Here is a 20948-nt window from a genome sequence, read left to right on the forward strand (position 1 = left end):
AAGTTGCCTCAGGGCTTGACCACTCCCGTCGCCATCCACTCATCGAAATCGGCCAGAACCCGGTCTGAAAATTCCGGGTCGTTGATATGGGCGTCCAGTTCAACAAGCGTGACGTTATCCGGACACTGGGCGCGAACTTCATCACAGAAGGCGGCCAGCCCGTCGGCATCATGCAGCGGACCACCGGCGCGGTCCCACTCGTTGCCCCCTTGCAAGGGCAGAAACAGCGTGACCGGTCCCCGGGCGCCCGAAAGCTGGCGGCACATGGCGCGCGCCATCTCGCGCCGCTGGACCGGCGTCATCATCACCGAGGACAATAGCCGATTATGGGCATGGACCTCCTGCCCCGCCAGCTTCGGTGGAACCTGCTGCCAACCGATGAAATCCACCAGATCATAGCACCCGATCGACACCATCTGCGGTGTGCCCGACGCGCCTGCATGGGTCATCCGGTCCGAGCCGGCCGAGATCGTGGACCCCATGATGTGATTGCCCAACTCTTGTGGCGCGAAATCCAAGACGGCGGCAAAGGCCCCCTCGGCAGCAAGGCTTTCAAACGCCCGCCCGCCCATACCTGTGGCGTGGAAGACCGCCACCTCGAACCCGCGCGCCTCTAGCGCCGGTTTCAGGCTGACCATATAGCGCAGCACCGTCTTGCCAAAGCTCGTCATCCCGATCAGCGGCTTCGAGAAATCCGGCGGCTCGACCGCGCGGGCCGCCCCCAGCACTGCCCCCGCAGCTTGCGACAGAGACGCCTTGCAGATTGAGTTCAGCCCGTAAAGCCCCCCGGCCCACAGGATCATCTGAACGTCCGCCGGCAGGCGTTCCGGCGGGATCAGGGGCGAGAAGCTGACCGTCGAGACCACGTATTTTGGCACCCCGATCGGCAAGGCCTGACACAAGTCCAGCGCCACATCCGTGCCCATCGTGCCGCCCAGAACGATCAGCCCGTCAAACACACCCTCGCGGTAAAGCTTCAATGCCAGCGCCGACGCCCCCTGCGCCATGATCTGCATCGCCGCGTTCTCATCTCCGCTGTCGATAGCTGCCTGAATGGATGACCCACCCGCCTCGGCCACCTCATGCTTGGAATAGTCGCAAGATGCGCCGGGATCGCCCAGCACCGAGATGTCCATCGTTCTGACTGCACCGCCCTGCCCACGGATCACGTCCGCGATATAGTTCAACTCGTCATCCTTGGTGTCATAGGTCCCGACGACCAGAATAGTCTTGTCGCTCATAGCTGCACCCATGCCGTCTTGAGGTCGAAATACTTGTCGAACGCATGCATTGATTTGTCATGCCCATTGCCAGATTGTTTGACGCCGCCCAACGGCACGGTGCCGTCAGCCCCGCCATAGGTGTTGACATGAACGACGCCCGCCTGAATGTCGCGCACCATGCGATGGGCGCGGCCAAAGTTCGACGTCCAAACCCCTGCGGCCAAACCGAATTTTGTCGAGTTGGCGATCTGCACAGCCTCTTCGTCAGATTTGAATGGGGTCACAGCCAGCACCGGGCCGAACACCTCGTTCTGGGCCACGTGATCCTCGGGTTTCACGCCAGTCAGAACGGTCGGTTCCATGTAATAACCGCCGGTGTCCTCAAGGATCCGCGATCCACCAAGAACGAGCGTCGCTCCCTGCTCAATCGCTTGGCTGACGAAACCCAGATTACCTTCCAACTGAGGGATGTTGTTCACCGCGCCGATATTCGTGGTCAGGTCCAGTGGATCGCCGACCTTCATCGCGGCCGCGTGGCGTGACAACGCTTCAACGAATTCATCATGCACGCTTTCCTCGACCAACAGCCGAGACCCCGCAACGCAAACCTGCCCCGCATTGCGGAAGATGCCCGCCGCCGAAACCTTGGCTGCCTGCTCCAGTTCCGGCGCATCGGCAAACACTATGTTGGGCGACTTGCCCCCAAGTTCCAGATAACACCGTTTCAGGTTGGACCGCGCTGAATATTCCAGCAGCCGGCGCCCCACACCACCCGAACCAGTGAAGACCAACACATCCACATCCATCGACATGGCAAGAGCCTCGCCTGTGATAGAGCCTGCGCCCGTCACGACGTTCAGAACGCCATCCGGCAGGCCCGCTTCAGACGCCAGTTCTGCCAGTTTGAGCAAGCTCAATGATGCAGTCTCAGCAGGCTTCAGAACCACAGAGTTTCCCGCCGCCAAGGCAGGTGCCAGCTTCCATGCTCCGATCATCAAAGGGAAGTTCCACGGCACGATGGCACCCACAACGCCCACCGGTTCCTTGTGCACAAGACCCAGAACGTCGCCCCCTGTTGGGGCAATCTCGCCATACACCTTGTCCAGTGCTTCGGCGTAATAGCGAAACGTGCCAGCCGCTGATCCGGGTTCAGCCTTCAGCGCCATGCCAATCTCGGTCCCATTATCGCGCACGCCCAGCACGGCCAGTTCGAGTGCATTCGCCTGGATCAAATCGGCCAACCTGTGAAGCACTTTCTTTCGATGCGCAGGCGCGACCCTGCTCCACCGTCCGTCGTCAAATGCGCTCCGTGCGGCGGCCACGGCCCGATCGACATCCGAAGTCGACGCCCGGATGATCGTTGTCAGCGTCGATCCGTCAATCGGCGAGAGAACGTCTTGCGTTTCCCCCGAACCTTCTTGCCACGCTCCGTCAATATATAGTTTCTGCGGCGCGACAGGATGGCGGCGAAGCTCGTTGATGCGTGACTGGTCTGCCATTCGTCCGTCTTTCTTTCCTTGTAGTCCAGCCAGACCCGGCGGAAGTGCAGGATCAGAACCAGAACGATCATTCCAAACAGGATCGCCGCAATGGGGCGATCAATGAAGTCGAGCGGGGTTTTCACCCGCGCCATGGCACTGCGCAGTTTCACCTCCATGATACCGCCCAGCACCATGCCCAACACGATGGGCACGACGGGAAGTTGCATACGTTTCATAACAAATCCGAAGATGCCAAAACCCGCCGCCAGAATGCAGTCGGTGAACGAGTTGCGCAGGCTGTAGACACCCACAAAGCTCAGGATCAGAACGCAGACGCCAAGGAACCGATTGGGGATTTTTACTACCTTGATCAGCTGGTTCGTCGCCACCAACAAGAAGATCACAACCAGCACATTCAGGATCAGCAACGCGAGGTAAAGCGCCACGACGAAGTCCATCTCGTTCTGGAACAGTTGCGGGCCGGGGATCACGTTGTGGACGTAGAAAACCGACAACATCATCGCCGTCAGCGCCTCGCCCGGTATGCCCAGCGCGAGCAACGGCACCATTGCCGCCGCAGGGACGGCGTTATTGGCGGTTTCAGCGGCGATCAGCCCCTCGCTTGATCCATGTCCGAAATCTTCGGGCCGTTTCGAGCTTTTCTGCGCATAGGTGTAGGACATGAACTGCGCGGTAAACTCGCCCACGCCGGGGATCATCCCCATGATCACACCGAACGATGCGGACACTCCGGCAATCCGCGGGTGGCGGGCAAGTTCGCGGAACCCCTGAAAAAAGCTGCCCTTCAGCTTGGTCAGGCGGACCTTGTCGTCGTCGCCATGAAGCAGTGTAAAGGCTTGGCTTAAGGCAAACAGCCCCAGCACGACGACGATCAGGTTCACGCCGCCCGACAGCCAGCTTTGGTCAAATGTATAACGCTTGGAATAGCTGGCCGAATGCAGCCCGATGGTGTTCAGCCATATGCCAAAACACGCCATGGCGGCAGCTATCAACGTGTGCCTGCGATGTGCTGTCACCACAAGAACGATGCCCAGCAGCGCGGCCAGAAAGATTTCCCGGCTGCCGAACATCGGGGCAACTTTTGCCAATACCGGCGCGAAAAAGATCAGACACATCACCGAAAAGACGCCGCCAAAGAACGACGAACTATAGGCCAGCGATAACGCGCGGCGCGCCTCGCCGCGTGTGGTCATCGGAAAGCCGTCATAGGTGGTCAAAGCGTTCACCGCCGTGCCTGGGGTGTTGATCAGGATCGCCGGAATCGACCCGCCGTACATCGAGCTCCCATAGATGCCCAACAGCACCGTCAGCCCAACGATCGGGTCCATCGAGAAGGTCGCGGGCAGCAGGATCGCAATCGCAACTGCCGGTCCCACGCCGGGGATCGCGCCGATGATCACGCCGCCAACCGACCCGACCAGAAGCGCCAGCACAACATCCCAACGGGCCAGATAGTTCGAACTGGCCTGAACCTGTACAAGGAAGTCGAAAATCAGGTCCATCTGCGCCTCAGAAGTTCAGGATGAAGAATGAGCGCAGCGCACCCGGCAAGTATTCGTACAGCGCGCTGCCGGGGATCTTTACTTGCAGAAAGCTCTTGAAAACCAGCACGACGGCAATCGCGAACAGAACCGCGCTCCACATCATGATGTGGTCGCGATAGCCCACTCGCCAGGTCAGGAGCACAGTGAAGGCGACAGTCACTGGCAGATACCCGATGATTGGCACCAAAAGGACATAGGCCAGAAACCACCCGGCCCATTCCACCACGGACGCCCAGACCTTCGCCTCACGCCGGTCGGTCCAGTGTTGATACAGCCACGTCACGCGGATCGTCGCCACAAGGAACACATAGGGCGCGGCCTTGATCGGCCCCAGCCACAGCGACAGGGCCAGCGCCAGCACGCCCCAGAACAGGCTTTCCGCCCATTGCAGCCAGTCCGCCTCGCGCATCCAGCGCGGCAGACGTCGGGGTTTGCGCGGCAGATACCAGAAATGGAGCGCGGTAAAGACCACCATGCCGCCAACGCCAATCGCGGGCCAGAACCGGGGTTGGGCAAAGAAGTCTTTGCCGTCCAGCCACTTGGTCTGGCTACCCAAGGCCGCGATCAACAACGTCGCGCAGATCAGGAGCAAGGCTGCGAACAGCACTTGGCCGCGCTGCGGTCGGTCCGGGTGTTCGGAAATGTCGTCGCTCATGCCTGCCCCTCATCGGAGAACAGGACCAGACGATGCCGGCCCTGTTCAGGGAGTATTATTCGAGGATCTTGCCAATCCGCGCTCCGGTTTCCTGATCGGCCGCGATACGCGCCGCAGAGGCATCCGCATCCATCCAATACACAAGCGCGCCGGTTTCCTTGGCAACGGCCTGCGCCCGTTCGCTCATCACGGTCTTGGATGCGACGGCCGCAATCTTTTCGCGCACGTCAGCAGGTGTATCCTTGGTCACGAACAGACCGTTCCACAGCGCGATGTTCAGGCTTTCGTCCAATTCGCCGATGGTGGGCACGTCAGGGATCAGGCTGATACGTTCATCCGTCACGGCCATCAGAACCTTCACACTGTCAAGGCAAGGCAGGATCAACTGTAGCGTTGTGTTGATGACATCCGCATCGCCGGACGCCAACGTGTTACAATCCAGCGCATCAAAGGCCGCATCCGATCCCCAGCCGAAACCGGCATTGATCGCATAAGCTTTCGTGACCTGTGTGGGCGTCAGAACGTCGCCGAAATGGCCAAGCGCCACGTCGTTTTCCTTGGCATAGGCCGCAAGCTCTTCCATCGAGCTATAGGGCGCGTCCATGCTGGTCGCGATCACAAACGGATAGGTCAGGAAAATGCCAATCGGGTCAAACTTGGCCGGGGTCAGTTCGTCGATGCCGATCTCGTGGCCGATCACCGGCACGGCGGGGACGAAACTGCCGATGGTGTAACCATCCGCCGGGGCGGTTGCCACGTCGATCGCGCCGGGGAACGGACCACCGCCGCCGCCGGGCTTGTTCACCACAGCCGCCGACACGCCATATTCCGCCTGAAAGTCCTCGGCAATCATCCGCGTCAGCACATCCTCAAGATCGCCCGGAGGCCACGGCACGATGAAGCTGACAGGTTTTTCCGGGTATTCGGCCAGCGCCGGGCCAGCAAGTGCAGCAGCGGTTAGCGCGACGGCCCCTGCCAGAATGGATTTGGTGTTCATGACGATCTCCCTATTGCGTCGTGGTCTCATATGTCGGTTCATTATTTGAACCATTGGTTTTAATTTAGATTGACAGAGGCCGAACAATCCTGTCAAGAAAACAATGAACATGCGAAGTAATTTTACGGACCGCGCCTGCTCTCGCGCCGGGCAAGAACATGGGATCATCAATGGGGACGGCATCCAAAGCCCTGTCATTGCTGAATTATTTCAGCCGCGCCACACCGCAGATCGGGCTGAGCGAATTGGCCCGCCTGTCCGGGTTGAACAAGGCAACAGTCCATCGCCTGTTGGCTGAACTCGCCGCACATGGATTCGTGGAACAGGTCGGCACCGGGCGTGAATACCGGCTGGGACCAGCCTTTTTGCGCCTTGCCGCACTGCGGGAAAATCAGGTTCCAATGCGCGAGGTCGCCTTGCAACAACTGACCGAACTCAGCGACGCGACGGGCGAAACCGCGCATATGTCGCTCTTGAACGGTGACGTTCTGTCCAACCTCGCCTATGCCTATTCCAACCGCCACGGCACGATGGTGATGATGGAGGATGCCGAGGTGCTGGAACTCCATTCCACCGGATCGGGGTTGGCTGTGCTGGCTTATTCGCCGGCATCTTTCGTCGATGAAACCCTGGCGCGACCACTAAGCGCACGAACCTCGCAGACCATCACCGATCCAGCCGAAATTCGCGCTCTGCTCCCGTCGATCCGGGCCGAGGGCATCGCCACCTCAACTGGTGGGTTTGAAGAGGACGTGATATCGCACGCGGTTCCGATCTTCGACACGCGGTCGGCCTGCATCGGCGCGATGGCCGTTGCCGCCCCCGTTTCGCGAATGACGGACACGCTGCGCATGATGATCCGAGACAAGTTGATGGCCCATGCCCGCCAGACAACCCGCATTCTGGGTGGCTTTCCACCCGGCAGCTTTCCATCATACGAACCGCAGAACCTACTGCAAAATGAGGCTTGAAATGAAAGACTCCAACTTTCTGAAAGAAAAGAACGCCCGGTCGCTTTGGCATCCCATGACGCACCCAGCGGATAGCTTGGCCAATCCGCCTACCATTGTCACAGGCGCGCAAGGTGTGCGGATAACAGATGTGGACGGGCACGAGGTTGTGGACGGCGTCGGCGGTCTTTGGAATGTGAACCTGGGGTTTTCCTGCCAGCCGATTAAAGACGCGATCGCGGCGCAGCTTGACCAACTGCCCTATTATTCGACCTTCCGGGGCACCACGAATGACAAGGTGATAGAGCTGTCCGAGATGCTGCGCGACTTCTTTGCGCCCGACGGGCTTACGCGCGCGTTCTATACGTCGGGCGGGTCGGACAGCGTGGAAACCGCGCTGCGGCTGGCGCGACAGTTTCACAAAATCAGGGGCGAACAGGGCCGCACCAAGTTCCTGAGCCTGAAGAAAGGCTATCACGGCACCCATATGGGCGGCGCCTCGGTGAACGGAAACGCCAATTTCCGCACCCAGTATGAACCTCTTCTGCCGGGCTGCTTTCACATCCCCGCCCCTTATACTTATCGCAACCCGTTCAACGTAACTGATCCGGAAAAACTGGCGCAGCTGTGCCTGCAATCGCTTGAGGATGAAATCGCCTTTCAGGGCGCAGGCACCATCGCAGCCTTCATAATGGAACCTGTTTTGGGCGCAGGCGGCGTGATCCCGCCGCATGAAAGCTTCATGCCCGGCGCGCGCGAGATTTGCACCAAACACGGCATCCTACTGATCGCGGACGAGGTTATCACCGCCTTTGGCCGCACCGGCGGGTGGAGCGGCAGCCGCTATTGGAGCGTGAAGCCCGATTTTACGTGCACCGCTAAAGCCATCACCAATGGCTATTTCCCATTTGGCGCGGTGATGATCGCCGACCATGTGGTGGAAACGTTCGAGAAAGACACGACAAACAAGGCCGCCATCGGGCACGGCTATACCTATTCGGGTCATCCGGTGGGGGCCGCCGCCGCCATCGCTTGTCTCGAGGAAACTCTGCGTCTGAAAGTAAATGAAAACGCCGCCGCACGCGGGGCCGAATTGTTCGCGGGGCTGCAAAAGATCGGCGCGGCGAATGATATCGTGGGCGACGTGCGCGGCGGGCACGGGTTGATGTGCGCGATGGAGCTGGTGTCGGATGCCGCCACCAAAGCCCCTATCGACAAGCAAACGGTCAACACCATTCAGGAGGTCACGTATCAGAACGGCGCCATGATCCGCGTGTCCGGCCCTAACATCATCCTGTCGCCGCCACTGGTGCTGACCACCGAGGATGTGCAAACGATCCTGACCGCGTTGGAAGCAGGGTTCGCGGCGGTCTGATCCACGCCACGCCAAATGCAAAGCCTGCCCCTTTCCGGGCGGCTTTTCTCATTATCGGTGCTGATCAATCAAAACCGGCACTCCGTCGGGGTCGATCACCACAAAACTGGCGGGGCCGTCTTCGCCGCCTTGTTCCTGCGTCACCTCCAGCCCCGCGTCTTTCAAGCGCGCTTTGATGTCACGCACATCTTCGAAAGGGTCCACGTTGCCCGCCGATTGATCCCATCCGGGATTGAAGGTCAGCATCGCGCCTTCGAACATACCGTGAAACAGCCCGATCAGCGTGTCTCCGTTCTTCATGATCAGGTAGTTATGCTCTTCAGTTCCGGCATAGGCAGTGAACCCAAGCGCCTCGTAAAAGGTGCGGGATTTCACCAGATCCTTGACGGCAAGACTGACTGAAAATGCCCCAAGCTGCATGATGTGATCCTCCGTTTTATGCGCCCAGTGTAGCACAAATCAGACGGGGCTTCGGACCACCTCAATTGTGGTTAATAGGTTTTCCGTGCTTCAAACGAAATGCACGTAAAAATCCCGAAGTCCGTCGCCTTCCAGATCACGGGTTTTGATGACCTCTTTGCGCTTCATGAAAATGTGGTTGTCGACCAGAAGCCGCCCCACCGCGTCACCCAGGACCCGGTCGGCCTCCAGATCATTCATCGCGCGTTTCAGGTCTACGGCGGTGCCGTCACTGGCGTCGGTGCGGTCAAACCCATCACCCGTTTCCATCGGGCCAAGGTCATAGCCCTGCTCTACCCCTAGCAACGCCGCCTGAAGCACAGCCGCCACCGCCGTATAGGGGTTGGCAGTTGCGTCTGCCATGCGGTGTTCCAGCCGCGTTTTCGCCCCACCCTCGCCCGAAATACGCGTGGTGACGTTGCGGTGATCCCCGCCCCAGTTGCGCCAATAGCCGGACAGCGATCCGGGTTGCAGACGTTGGTATGAATTCGAGGTCGGCGCCACCAGACCCGACAGACCCTTGTGGTGATGCATCAGCCCCGCGATGCAGCCCCGCGCCAGATCGTTCATGTTTCCGGGCCCGCCCACAGGACCATTGTCCAGCGCATTGCGCCCGTCCTGATCCTGAAAGCTGAAATTGATGTGCATGCCCGAACCACCTGCCTCGGCAATCGGTTTGGGCATGAAGGTCAGGACCAGCCCGTGCTCCAACGCAACCTCACGCGCCATTTGGCGAAACAGAACGATGTCATCCATCTGCTTCAAGGCTTCATCGAAGGTCAGGGTAAATTCGAACTGGGGGCTGTCATACTCCGCCGTGATCATATCGACATTGAAGCCCAGGTTGTCAGCGCGTTCCCAGATGTCATCGGTAAACCTGAGCGGGTCGGAAAAAGGCCCCGTCCCGTAAACCACACCGCCCGGTGCGTCATAGGGCACAAGGCGGCCGATCTCGTTGGCCATCAACGCATAGCATTCCAGCTCGATCCCGATCATCGGCTTCAGGCCGCGTGCTTCCCAACCCGCAATCGCGCGCTTCAACGCTTGTCGTCCGCACAGTTCCAGCGGCACCCCGTCCTGATCGTAAAGGTCGCCAATGACAATCTGGGTTGAACTTTCCCAACTGTCGCGGATATCCGCCTCGCGCCAGCGCAGCTCCATATCCGGCAGGCCTTCCTTCATCATCGCGCCGGGGGCGTCCAGAAGGTCTTTGTCGTAATGAACGCCGAAGGTGGACCGGCAGAAGCGCGTACTCCCATCCTCGATCTTGTGATTGGGCAGGTATTTGCCGCGCAGAATGCTCAGGTGATCGCACCAAAGGGCGCGCAAACGGTCTTTCATCTAACCTCCCTGCCCGGCCATTGCCGGGTCAACCCCGATTGCCGGAGTTATTTGGCCTGCATCATGACAGGCAGTTCTTTTATCCCACCGACAAAGTTGGACCGCAGGAACTTGTGATCCCCCGCCGGTTCCACCAGTTTGACGCGTTTTGCGAGTTCTTCAAACAAAACCCGCACCTCCAGCCGCGCCAAATGCATGCCCAGACACACATGCGGCCCGCCTTGACCAAATGACATGTGTCTGTTGGGACTGCGATGAAGGTCAACGCGGTTCGGGTCGTCAAACACCTCTTCATCGCGGTTTGCCGAAATCCACCAGTAAAGCACTTTATCGCCTTCGCGGATGGTTTTGCCGTGGATATCGTGGTCACAGGTCGCCGTGCGTCTGAAATAGAGCGCAGGTGTGGCCCAGCGGATGATTTCATCGGGCGCGGTGCCCCACACGTCTCCGCCGTCCTGCATCTGACCCAGAAGTTCAGGCTGATGGCACATTGCCTGAATGCCCGCCGCAATCGAATAACGCGTGGTATCATTGCCTGCGGCCACGAGCAGGCAGAAAAAGTTGCGAAACTCCTGTTCCGGCATGAGGTTGCCGTCCTTGTCGGGTTGCAGGATCATGTGCAGCACGCCGTCCGTGTCGCCCTTGCGGGTCTTCTCTTCAATCAGGCGCTTGGCGTAGTCGAACAACTCGGCCCCGGCAGGGCTGTTGAATGGCATCATCCGGTATTCATCGGTCTGCATTTTGTCCAGGACATGATCGGTGAAATCCGGGTCCGTATTGGCAATCAACGCATCGCCCTTTTCGACCAGCCACGGCAGGTCCTCGTCTGGTGTGCCAAGGATCCGGCCCAGCATCATCATCGGCAATTGCCGCGCAATCTCCTTGGTGGCGTCAAACGTGCCCTTTTCCAGCGCCGCATCCAGAATGGGGTGGCACAAGTCGCGGATCTGTTGCTCAAACCCGGCCACAACAGGACGCGAGAACGCCTTGCCCACCTTCACGCGTGTTTTCATATGTTCCGGTGGATCGGTTTCCTGAAAGGTCCGTCTCGCCAGATACTCTTCATAGCTCTGATCCTCCATACGAATGCCACGGGCCGAGGACATGACCTGATAGTTGCGATTCAGTTCGGTGATGTCGGCATGGCGCACGATGCTCCAGAAGCCTTCACCCCCATCCCAATCGCTCCAGCTGACCGGATCGTCCCGTCGCAGACGTGCGAAGGTGTTGTGCGGCGCACCGTTGACAAATGTGTCGTGGCTGGACAGATCGGCAAATCCGTCGTCATTAGGGGTCCAGACCGTCATGCGCGCCTCCTTGGCTGTAATGCGGTTGTCTGTTGCGCGTCTTAAAATATATTATATAACATGTTAAATATGTAAAGCGGAGAAATCATGCGTATCGCGATCTTGATGGCCAACACCGATGAAAGCGAGTTTTCTCGGCTACATCCAAGGGATGGTGAAAAGTGGCACGCACTTCTTGCCCCCAAGCGCCCGGATTGGACCTTCACCGTCTATTCCGTGAAAGATGGTAAGTTTCCGAAAAACGAGTCGATCCATGATGGCTGGATCGTCACTGGAAGCCCGGCATCCGTGCATGATGACGCACCGTGGATTGCGCGCTTGCTTGACCTGATCACCCGCATTGAAGCGTCGAAGAAACCGCTGTTCGGGGCTTGCTTCGGCCATCAAGCCATAGCGCTTGCACTGGGTGGCGAGGTCAGCCAGAACCCCGAGGGCTGGGTCATTGGCTCGGTCGAAATCGAAGCCACCGCCCGCCCGCCCTGGATGGAGGCCCGCAGGTTTTGGCAATACGGCGCCCATATCGAACAGGTTTCCAAGTTGCCCGACGGTGCCGAAGTCATCCTGCGCCACGACGGCTGCGCGGTGGGTGGGTTCGTGATCGGGGACCACGTCTTCACGACACAGAACCACCCGGAAATGACCCATGAGTTCATCGCCGCCCTGATCGAAGAACTGGCCCCAAACAAACCCGCAGATGTGATCGAAAAAGCCCGCGCGTCATTGCCGATGTCCGCAGATAACGGATTGTTCTCGGATTGCATCATCCGGTTTTTCGAACACGACCGCGCGCCCTGAAGCAGGTCAGGCCAAAGCCGCCAGCAGGTCCATTACAGTCACCCGGTCAAACTGGACATGCCGCACCATCAATGCTTCGGCTTCGTCCGCTTGGTGCGCAAGAATCAATTCAGCGATCTGCCGATGCTCCTGCGCGCTTTGCGCTATCATACCCGGATAGGCATAGCGCGCCCGGTAGTAGGCCAGAAGTTTGCGCGCGTTCATCTTGATCATGTCCAGTAGGAACGGATTGCCCGACGCCTCGCCAACCTGCTTGTGAAACTCAAGGTTCAGAGCGTAATACCCATCTGGATCACCATCGCCTTGCTCGCGCGCATGCGCTTCGCAAGCTTCAACGATCTGCATCAGGCGATCCGCCGCTTGGGCAGACATGCGTCGCGCGGCAAGCCCGGCTGCTTGCCCTTCCAGGCGTGCATGGACTTCCAGGATGGCCAGAAACTCCTCAAGCGTTGGCCTGAAAAGAACCGCGCCCTTGCGCGGCTGACGTAGGATCAGACCCATCGCTTCCAACCGCAACAGCGCTTCGCGCAGCGGCGTTCGCGACACTGCGTATCTTTCGATCAGCGCGTTTTCGTCGATCGGATCACCGGGGTTCAGCTCCCCCCGGTCAATCCCCGTCAGGATCGCGTTCAAGACTGTATCTGTTTGTCCTGCCATAAAGCGAGTTAAGCAAAGCTGACGGCAAAATCCACCCCTTGCCTGATCCGACCATAAATCGAACGAACCGTCATCACACGCGAGCAAGTCGCAGACCCGGTATCTCGGACCAAACTGGATGTAAAACAAGATCGCGCTGGACCTATTTTTCAGCGCCAGAAATGTCATCCTGTTTTTTGATCAAAGATACTGAGTCCCGCCTGCCCTGTGCACCGGGACAACCAAGCGTTGGAGGATAGGATGGACGGCGCACTCAAGGAAAATGACATCTCGCATGTGGTCGAAGCAGACAAGGCCCATGTCTGGCACCACCTGACGCAGCACAAGCCGTTTGAAACGGCTGATCCCCGGATCATCGTAGAGGGCAAAGGGATGCGGGTCTGGGATCAGAACGGCAAGGAATATATCGACGCCGTGTCCGGTGGCGTCTGGACGGTCAATGTCGGCTATGGGCGGGAAAGCATCGCCGATGTTGTCCGAGACCAGTTGGTGAAGTTGAACTATTTCGCAGGCTCGGCTGGGTCCATTCCGGGCGCGATGTTCTCGGAAAAACTGATCTCGAAAATGCCGGGTATGACGCGCGTTTACGTGACGAATTCGGGATCCGAGGCGAACGAGAAAGCCTTCAAGATGATCCGTCAAATTGCCCATAAGCGCTATGGTGGGAAGAAAACCAAGATCCTGTATCGCGACCGCGACTATCACGGTTCGACGCTGGCAGCGATGTCGGCAGGCGGACAGGACGAACGCAACATGCAGTATGGTCCGTTTGCCCCCGATTTCGTGCGCGTGCCCCATTGCATGGAGTATCGCAAGGATGAAATCGGGTTGGGCCACCTGTCCGGTGCCGAATTTGGCCGCGCGGCGGCTGATCTGATCGAAGAGGTCATTCTGCGCGAAGGCCCCGACACCGTCGGTGCGCTGTGTCTTGAACCCATCACTGCGGGTGGCGGTGTGATCGAAGCCCCCGAAGGTTATTGGGATCGCGTGCGCGAGATTTGCGACAAGCACGACATTCTTCTGCATATCGACGAGGTTGTTTGCGGCCTTGGGCGCACCGGCACCTGGTTCGGTTATCAACACTATGGCATTCAGCCTGATTTCGTCACCATGGCCAAAGGGGTCGCGTCTGGCTATGCCGCCATCGCTTGCTGCGTAACGACAGAAAAAGTGTTCGCGATGTTCAAGGACAACTCGGACGATGTGCTGAACCACTTCCGCGACATCTCGACTTTCGGGGGCTGCACCGCTGGCCCCGCCGCCGCACTGGAAAATATGCGCATCATCGAAGATGAAGGCCTGCTGGAAAACACCACCAAGATGGGTGAACGGATGCTTGGCAACCTGAAGGCTCTGATGGACAAGCACGAGGTGATTGGTGACGTGCGCGGCAAGGGCCTGTTCCTTGGGGCCGAGCTTGTGACCGATCGCGAGACCAAAGAGCCGGTGTCGGAAAAGGAAATCGCCGCCGTCGTTGGCGATTGCGGGGCACAGGGCGTCATCATCGGAGCAAGCAATCGGTCCATCCCCGGTCGCAACAATGTGTTGTGCTTCAGCCCAGCCCTGATCGTGACCGCCGAGGACGTGGATCGGATCACCGATGCGGTTGATAAGGCCCTGACCAAAATCTTCGGCTAACCGTCACCTGAAACTTTGAAAAAGCGGGTCTTTTCGTTGGCCCGCTTTTTTGAGTTCTGGGCCAGACCCAGACCCTATCCAATCGAAGTAAGGACATCCCATGTGGCCCGCCCCTGTGACACTGACCGGCGAACATGTCATTCTTACCCCGCTGTCACACGACCATGCCGCCGCCTTGCGCATGGCGTGTGCGGATGGAGACCTCTACCGGCTTTGGTATACCGCCATTCCGACCCCCGAGGGGATGGTGGCCGAAATCGACCGACGGCTCGGTTTGCAGACGGCAGGTTCCATGCTGCCCTTCTGTGTGATGACGCCTGATGGCACCCCTGTCGGTATGACCACCTATATGAACATTGATGCAGCCAATCGGCGGGTCGAAATCGGCTCGACATGGTATCGGAGGTCGGTCCAACGCGGCCCCTTGAACACCGAGGCCAAGCGCCTGCTGTTGTCACATGCTTTCGATACAGTGAACTGCATCGCCGTCGAATTCCGCACCCATTTCATGAACCAGCAAAGCCGCCGCGCGATTGAACGGCTGGGCGCAAAACTGGATGGCATATTGCGCAGCCACCAACGCGGACCCGGCGATACGATCCGCGACACGGCGGTCTATTCGATCATCGCGTCCGAATGGCCCGCAGTGCACGCAAATCTGACCTGGAGGCTGGAGCAGCCCCGCAGGTAACAGAGATTGCAGCGTGCAGACTGGACTTTTCCTCAAAATGTTCTATATTTGTTCTCAAGTAACGGTCGTGAAACAGATCAGGAACAGGAGGACCAAACATGCACGCTGCCCGCACTTTGCCACCGACTCCGAAACAGGTCGATTATGCCCGCCATATTGCTGCCCGCCTGGGGGCCAGCATCCCCGCGGACAAGATCAGCGATCGCGCCGCGCTTTCCGGTTGGATCGGTGAACATCAGAACCGTCTGAAATCCGGCACCTTCCGATCACATGACAGCCGGGCCACGTCCCGACAGGTCGCGTTTGCCGAACGTATCGCACGGGCGAAACGCCGCGCCATCCCGGATGAATGCTTCCGGGATGCAGGCCTGATGTCGGCGTGGATTTCCTCCAATCGCTGACCGCTGGTTTATGTCCAGATTGCTTTGAGCCTAAGTCCACGTTAGGGTCGCCGCATGGCAGCCCCGGTGGAAACCTTTTTTCTGGACCAAGACGCCCAAGGCACGCTTCAGGCGCAGATCCAGCAGATGATCGCCGAAGCGATTTTGTCCGGGCGATTGCCGCGAGGCGAGAAACTGCCCTCGACCCGGCGACTGTCTACCCATCTGGGCGTCAGCCGGATTACAGTTACGCTTGCCTATACGGAACTGCAAGCGAATGACTATCTGACCTCGAAAGGGCGCAGCGGGTTCTATGTGTCTGAAAACGCGCCGGAACCTCCATCTTTCAAACTCCGGTCGCGAGGTGAGGACAAGGTCGATTGGGGCCGCACCATCGGCACGAATTTCACCGGGGGAAGCACACCAACCAAACCGCCGGACTGGCGGCGAATGAAATACCCGTTCATCTACGGCCAAGCTGACCCGACGCTGTTCGACCACAATTCGTGGCGACTATGTGCCTTGCGGGCTTTGGGGCAGAAAGACCACCCGGCGATGATGCGTGACTATTACGATCAGGACGATCCGCAACTTATCGAATTCATCACGCGCCATATCCTGCCCCGGCGCGGCATCCTGGCCCGTCCGGAAGAGATCCTGATCACGCTTGGCGCCCAGAATGCGCTTTGGCTGACCGCGCAGGTCTTACTCACTCAGCGACGGACGGCAGCCATCGAAGACCCGTGCTATTACTCTTTGCGCGATATCCTGACGCAAAGCCGCTGTCACCTTGTGAAAATTCCGGTGGATCGGGGCGGGCTGGCACCGGACGCCCTGCCCGAAGGCACCGATGTCATCTATACCACCCCAAGCCACCAAAGCCCCACCACTGCCACTATGCCGCTGGAGCGGCGCAAGGTGTTGTTGAAACGCGCGCGCGAGCTGGAAGCAGTGGTGGTCGAGGATGATTACGATTTCGAAATGTCATTCCTCAACCCGCCCTCGCCCGCATTGAAGTCGCTGGACCGCGAGGGGCGCGTGATCTATGTCGGCAGTTTTTCGAAGTCCCTGTTTCCCGGGCTGCGCCTTGGATATCTGGTTGGATCGGAACCGTTTATCCGCGAGGCGCGCGCCTTGCGCTCTGTTGTGTTGCGCCATCCCCCCGGCCTGATCCAGCGCACTGTCGCTTATTTCCTGTCGCTTGGCCATTATGACGCCCTGATCCGCAGAATCGGCGCGGCGTATCACCAACGACGCGACGTGATGAACACTGCAATCGAAGACACTGGCCTGACCATTGCGGGGCGGGGTGTCTTTGGCGGTTCTGCTTTCTGGATGCGCGCGCCTGACGACATCGACACTCGTGAACTGGCGGATCGCTTGATGGCGAAAGATGTGGTGATCGAACCCGGCGCACCCTTTTTCGGTAGCTCCACCCCACCACGCAATTTCTATCGGATTGCCTACAGTTCAATCCCGGCAGTCCGTATTCCCAAGGGAATATCCCTGATCGGGGAAGAGATCGCCGCGATGCGTCAGACTGGCGCCAAATAGCCCAGTCAACTGGCCCTATAGCCTCCCCTTTCTGCTGCCTAAGAATATTCACGACACCACGTCTGTCCGGACCCCTAACAGCACCGTGACACGCGTTACTTCTAAGGGAGAGCACCAGATGAAGATGACCACGGAAGAAGCCTTTGTTAAAACGCTGCAATTGCACGGCATCGAACACGCGTTTGGCATCATCGGCTCGGCCTTCATGCCCATTTCCGATAACTTCCCAGCCGCCGGCATCTCCTTTTGGGACTGCGCGCACGAAGGGTCGGGCGGCATGATGGCCGATGGCTACACCCGTGCGACTGGCAAGATGAGCATGATGATCGCGCAGAACGGCCCCGGCATCGCCAATTTCGTGACCGCCGTCAAAACCGCCTACTGGAACCACACGCCGTTGCTTCTGGTTACGCCACAGGCGGCAAACAAGACCATCGGTCAGGGTGGTTTTCAGGAAATCGAGCAGATGAACATGTTTGCCGACTGCGTGGCCTACCAAGAGGAGGTCCGCGATCCCTCGCGTGTGGCCGAAGTGTTGAACCGTGTCATCATCAACGCGAAGCGCGCAAGCGCACCTGCGCAAATCAACATGCCCCGCGATTATTGGACGCAGGTGATCGACATCGAACTGCCCGCCATTGTTGAATTTGAGCGCCCCGCGGGCGGGGAACAGGCTTTGTCCGAGGCAGCAGATCTTCTGTCTCACGCCAAGTTTCCTGTCATTCTGAATGGTGCGGGGGTGGTGCTGGGCGGTGCCATACAGGAATCCATGGAGTTGGCCGAGCGGCTCGATGCGCCCGTCTGCGTGGGCTATCAGCACAATGACGCCTTTCCGGGCAGCCATCCCCTGTTCGCTGGGCCGCTGGGCTACAATGGCAACAAGGCCGGGATGGAACTGATCCAGAAAGCTGACGTGGTTCTGGCGCTTGGCACACGGCTCAACCCTTTCTCGACCCTGCCCGGATATGGGCTGGATTACTGGCCGAAAGACGCCAAGATCATTCAGGTGGACATCAATCCCGACCGGATCGGTCTGACCAAGAAGATCAGCGTCGGGATCGTCGGCGACGCAAAAAAGGTGGCTTCCACCCTGCTTCACAAACTGACCGCAGATGCCGGCGACGCTGGCCGCGAAGACCGCAAGTCGATCATCGCCCAAACCAAATCCGCTTGGGCACAGCAATTGTCCTCGATGGATCATGAAGAGGACGATCCGGGCACCACATGGAACGAACGCGCACGCGGTGCGAAACCCGATTGGATGAGCCCACGCATGGCGTGGCGCGCCATTCAGGCCGCCCTTCCGAAAGAAGCGATCATTTCCTCCGACATCGGTAACAACTGTGCCATTGGCAACGCCTACCCAACCTTCGAGGCGGGTCGGAAATATCTGGCACCTGGTCTGTTTGGCCCTTGCGGTTATGGTTTGCCCGCGGTGATCGGTGCCAAGATTGGATGCCCCGATACACCTGTGGTGGGTTTCTCGGGCGATGGGGCGTTCGGCATCGCCGTGACCGAACTGACCGCCATTGGGCGCGAGGAATGGCCCGCCGTCACGCAGATTGTGTTTCGCAACTATCAATGGGGCGCAGAGAAGCGCAATTCGACCCTGTGGTATGATGACAATTTCGTCGGCACCGAACTGGATACACAGGTTAGCTATGCTGGAATTGCGAAGGCCTGTGGCCTGCAAGGCGTGGTCGCCCGCACGATGGACGAACTGACCGCTGCGCTGGATCAGGCAATCAAGGACCAGAAGGACGGCAAGACGACGATCATAGAAGCGATGATCAACCAGGAACTTGGCGAGCCGTTCCGCCGCGACGCGATGAAGAAACCGGTGGTCGTAGCAGGCATCAGCAAGGACGACATGCGGCCCCAAAAAGTCTGAAGTCTGGATCGGGCGTCGAGTTGACGCCCGGCCAATCCGATCGGAATGTTTCGCGTTTGTCTGTCGATAATCGCGTCATCGCCGGTTCTCCACGGGAGCGAGACATCAATGAAACCGCTGGAAACCCTGCTGCGCAACGCCGCACGGTCGCACCACAGGATCATTCTGCCCGAAGGCAGCGCGCTGCGGGTGGTTCAAGCCGCGTTTGACGCCGCATCACAAGGGATTGCGCAGATTGACCTTGTTGGTAAACAGGATGAAATCATAACCACGTTCAAGACCCTTGGTCTGGAGATCATCGACGGTATTACGCTGCACGACCCCGCAACGTCACCGCATCTGCCGGAGTTGATCACGCTTTACCGCGATCTGCGCAAGCACAAGGGGGTGACACGCGCAGATGCCGAAGTGGCGGCCGTGAACCCCTATGTCTTTGCCGCCCTCATGGTGAAGGCGGGATATGCGGATGGCACCGTCGGCGGCGCGATAACCACCACCGCCGAGATTGTGCGCACGGCCCTTCAGGTGATCGGCCCGAAGCCCGGCAGTGCGCTGGTGTCCAGCTTCTTTCTGATGTTGTTTTGCGAGGTGCACCACGCCCGAAAAGGCGCGATGATCTTTGCGGATAGCGGATTGGTTGTTGATCCCACAGCCGACGAAATGGCCCAGATCGCGCTGTCATCGGCAGATTCCTTCGTCACGCTGACGGGCGAGACACCGCGCGTCGCGATGCTGTCCTTCTCGACCCGGGGCAGTTCGGAACATCATTCGGTGTCAAAGGTGGTCACGGCCACCAGAATTGCCAAAGAACATGCGCCCGATCTTCTGATCGACGGTGAATTGCAGTTTGACGCCGCCTTCGTGCCCGATGTGGCCGCCCGAAAGGCCGAAGGCAGTCCGCTGGAAGGCATCGCCAACGTGTTCATCTTCCCAAATCTGGAAAGCGGCAACATCGCCTATAAGATCGCCCAGCGTGTGGGGGGCGCAACGGCGATTGGCCCGGTGCTTCAGGGATTGTCGAAACCAGCCAATGACCTGTCGCGCGGGTGCACGGCTGAAGATATTCTGCATATGATCGCCGTCACCGCCGCCCAAGCCAGCGCGGCCAGCTAACTGGATCGCGCCATCTGATCAGCAGCGATCGCCAACACGGTGCTGGCGACGATGTCATCAACTGTTGCGCCGCGCGACAGGTCACAGACCGGGCGTTTGAACCCTTGCAGAATTGGTCCATAGGCCCGCGCGCCTGCCAATTCCACCAACAGCTTATAGGCAATGTTGCCCGCGTCCAGATTGGGAAACACCAACACATTCGCGTCGCCCAGCCCGGTGCTTCCCTTTTGAGCGGCAACAGCGCGGTTCAGCGCCGCATCGCCTTGCACCGGACCGGGAAATCCCGACAGTTCCGCCGCGTGTGCAACCTTGTCGACCGAAACCCCAATGCCGGAGCGGCCCGTCGAATACGACAACAAGGCGACGCTTGCAGCGCCCAGAAGCCGTTGTGCCGAGATCTGTGAGACCTGCGCGATATCCGTCAGTTGTGCGGCGTCCGGGTCTACGTTTACCGCGCAATCGGCAAATATCATCTCGCGCCCGTCGGCCGTGACCATCAGAAAGAAACTGGACGGCGTGGTGGTGCCCTCTTCCAGCCCGATCACGATCGACACCGCTTCGATCACGCGGCGCGATGGGGCGATGGCGCCTGCGACCAGAATGTCGGCCTCTCCGCTTGCCACCATAGCGGCCGCGCGCATCAAGGGGCGCTCCAACATCCGGGCCGCAATACTCTCGCGCATCGGGCGTGAGGTCATCAAAGCCTCGATGTGATGATCCCCACGCTCTGCCAGGGGCACCGGCACCGCCAGCCCTTCGCGCCGCAACCTGTCGCCAACGGCAACAATACGCGGGTCGTCAAGCTCCGGCAGGATGACACGGGCTTGGGCGGTCCGGGCGATTTGGGTGGCGCGTTCAAGGGCGGACATGCAAGCT

At 59.2% G+C, this 20948-nt stretch carries 19 protein-coding genes; 9 read left to right on the forward strand and 10 right to left on the reverse strand.

Annotation, left to right across the window (positions count from 1 at the left end; translation table 11 throughout):
* Positions 1–8 precede the first annotated feature (8 nt).
* From BMY55_RS11310 to BMY55_RS11330, 5 genes are read right to left on the reverse strand one after another with little or no spacing between them, the layout of a single operon-like run.
* Positions 9–1241, reverse strand: a complete 1233-nt coding sequence (locus BMY55_RS11310) for a Tm-1-like ATP-binding domain-containing protein (protein ID WP_091430712.1) — start codon at positions 1239–1241, stop codon at positions 9–11.
* Positions 1238–2704, reverse strand: a complete 1467-nt coding sequence (locus BMY55_RS11315; protein WP_143064352.1) for an aldehyde dehydrogenase — start codon at positions 2702–2704, stop codon at positions 1238–1240. Before BMY55_RS11315 ends, BMY55_RS11310 begins: the two co-directional genes overlap by 4 nt.
* Positions 2587–4227 carry a tripartite tricarboxylate transporter permease gene (locus BMY55_RS11320; protein ID WP_091430714.1) on the reverse strand — a complete coding sequence of 547 codons (1641 nt, stop codon included), beginning with the start codon at positions 4225–4227 and terminating at the stop codon, positions 2587–2589. Before BMY55_RS11320 ends, BMY55_RS11315 begins: the two co-directional genes overlap by 118 nt.
* A 7-nt stretch (positions 4228–4234) precedes the next feature.
* Complete coding sequence (locus BMY55_RS11325; RefSeq protein WP_091430715.1) at positions 4235–4924, reverse strand: tripartite tricarboxylate transporter TctB family protein; 690 nt, start codon at positions 4922–4924, stop codon at positions 4235–4237.
* Between the two features lie 55 nt (positions 4925–4979).
* Positions 4980–5921, reverse strand: coding sequence for a tripartite tricarboxylate transporter substrate-binding protein (locus BMY55_RS11330; RefSeq protein WP_091430717.1), 942 nt, complete (start codon positions 5919–5921; stop codon positions 4980–4982).
* A 158-nt stretch (positions 5922–6079) separates the two neighbouring features.
* On the opposite strand from BMY55_RS11330, the gene BMY55_RS11335 reads away from it, so the two are divergent.
* Together BMY55_RS11335 and BMY55_RS11340 are read left to right on the forward strand one after the other, a co-directional pair.
* Positions 6080–6892 (forward strand): IclR family transcriptional regulator, encoded by an 813-nt coding sequence (locus tag BMY55_RS11335; RefSeq protein ID WP_245744725.1) that lies wholly within the window; start codon positions 6080–6082, stop codon positions 6890–6892.
* 1 nt (position 6893) lies between these two features.
* On the forward strand, positions 6894–8246 hold the full coding sequence (locus tag BMY55_RS11340) for an aspartate aminotransferase family protein (RefSeq protein WP_091432447.1): 1353 nt from the start codon (positions 6894–6896) through the stop codon (positions 8244–8246).
* Between the two features lie 51 nt (positions 8247–8297).
* Here BMY55_RS11340 and BMY55_RS11345 read toward each other — a convergent pair whose 3' ends face one another.
* The 3 genes from BMY55_RS11345 to BMY55_RS11355 form a co-directional block, all read right to left on the reverse strand.
* A complete protein-coding gene (locus BMY55_RS11345; RefSeq protein ID WP_091430719.1) occupies positions 8298–8666 on the reverse strand; it encodes a VOC family protein in 369 nt (122 codons plus the stop codon).
* Positions 8667–8756: 90 nt separating this feature from the next.
* Positions 8757–10046, reverse strand: a complete 1290-nt coding sequence (locus BMY55_RS11350) for a type I glutamate--ammonia ligase (protein ID WP_091430721.1) — start codon at positions 10044–10046, stop codon at positions 8757–8759.
* A gap of 47 nt (positions 10047–10093) precedes the next feature.
* A complete protein-coding gene (locus BMY55_RS11355; protein ID WP_091430723.1) occupies positions 10094–11353 on the reverse strand; it encodes a cytochrome P450 in 1260 nt (419 codons plus the stop codon).
* Positions 11354–11440: 87 nt separating this feature from the next.
* On the opposite strand from BMY55_RS11355, the gene BMY55_RS11360 reads away from it, so the two are divergent.
* Positions 11441–12148 carry a type 1 glutamine amidotransferase gene (locus BMY55_RS11360; protein ID WP_091430725.1) on the forward strand — a complete coding sequence of 236 codons (708 nt, stop codon included), beginning with the start codon at positions 11441–11443 and terminating at the stop codon, positions 12146–12148.
* Positions 12149–12154: 6 nt separating this feature from the next.
* Here BMY55_RS11360 and BMY55_RS11365 read toward each other — a convergent pair whose 3' ends face one another.
* Positions 12155–12805 (reverse strand): GntR family transcriptional regulator, encoded by a 651-nt coding sequence (locus BMY55_RS11365; protein ID WP_091430727.1) that lies wholly within the window; start codon positions 12803–12805, stop codon positions 12155–12157.
* A gap of 240 nt (positions 12806–13045) precedes the next feature.
* Between BMY55_RS11365 and BMY55_RS11370 the strand changes: the two genes are divergently transcribed.
* The 6 genes from BMY55_RS11370 to pta all read left to right on the forward strand — a co-directional run bounded on the left by BMY55_RS11370 (position 13046) and on the right by pta (position 20072).
* Complete coding sequence (locus BMY55_RS11370) at positions 13046–14443, forward strand: aminotransferase family protein (RefSeq protein ID WP_091430728.1); 1398 nt, start codon at positions 13046–13048, stop codon at positions 14441–14443.
* A 100-nt stretch (positions 14444–14543) separates the two neighbouring features.
* Entirely contained in the window at positions 14544–15134 is a 591-nt protein-coding gene (locus tag BMY55_RS11375) for a GNAT family N-acetyltransferase (RefSeq protein WP_091430730.1), read from the forward strand.
* Positions 15135–15232: 98 nt separating this feature from the next.
* A complete protein-coding gene (locus BMY55_RS11380) occupies positions 15233–15535 on the forward strand; it encodes a hypothetical protein (protein ID WP_091430732.1) in 303 nt (100 codons plus the stop codon).
* Positions 15536–15589: 54 nt separating this feature from the next.
* Complete coding sequence (gene pdxR, locus BMY55_RS11385) at positions 15590–17068, forward strand: MocR-like pyridoxine biosynthesis transcription factor PdxR (protein ID WP_091430734.1); 1479 nt, start codon at positions 15590–15592, stop codon at positions 17066–17068.
* Between the two features lie 118 nt (positions 17069–17186).
* The gene (gene xsc / locus BMY55_RS11390) at positions 17187–18959 is read left to right on the forward strand and encodes a sulfoacetaldehyde acetyltransferase (RefSeq protein WP_091430736.1); all 1773 of its coding nucleotides are present in this window, start codon (positions 17187–17189) and stop codon (positions 18957–18959) included.
* Between the two features lie 108 nt (positions 18960–19067).
* Positions 19068–20072, forward strand: coding sequence for a phosphate acetyltransferase (gene pta / locus BMY55_RS11395; protein ID WP_091430737.1), 1005 nt, complete (start codon positions 19068–19070; stop codon positions 20070–20072).
* Here the strand turns inward: pta and BMY55_RS11400 are convergent.
* Positions 20069–20941: a phosphate acyltransferase gene (locus tag BMY55_RS11400; protein ID WP_091430739.1), complete on the reverse strand. Its 873-nt coding sequence runs from the start codon at positions 20939–20941 to the stop codon at positions 20069–20071. The two genes, pta and BMY55_RS11400, sit on opposite strands and share 4 nt — an antisense overlap.
* Positions 20942–20948: the final 7 nt, after the last annotated feature.

Source organism: Aliiroseovarius sediminilitoris (genome assembly GCF_900109955.1).
Classification (GTDB): domain Bacteria; phylum Pseudomonadota; class Alphaproteobacteria; order Rhodobacterales; family Rhodobacteraceae; genus Aliiroseovarius; species Aliiroseovarius sediminilitoris.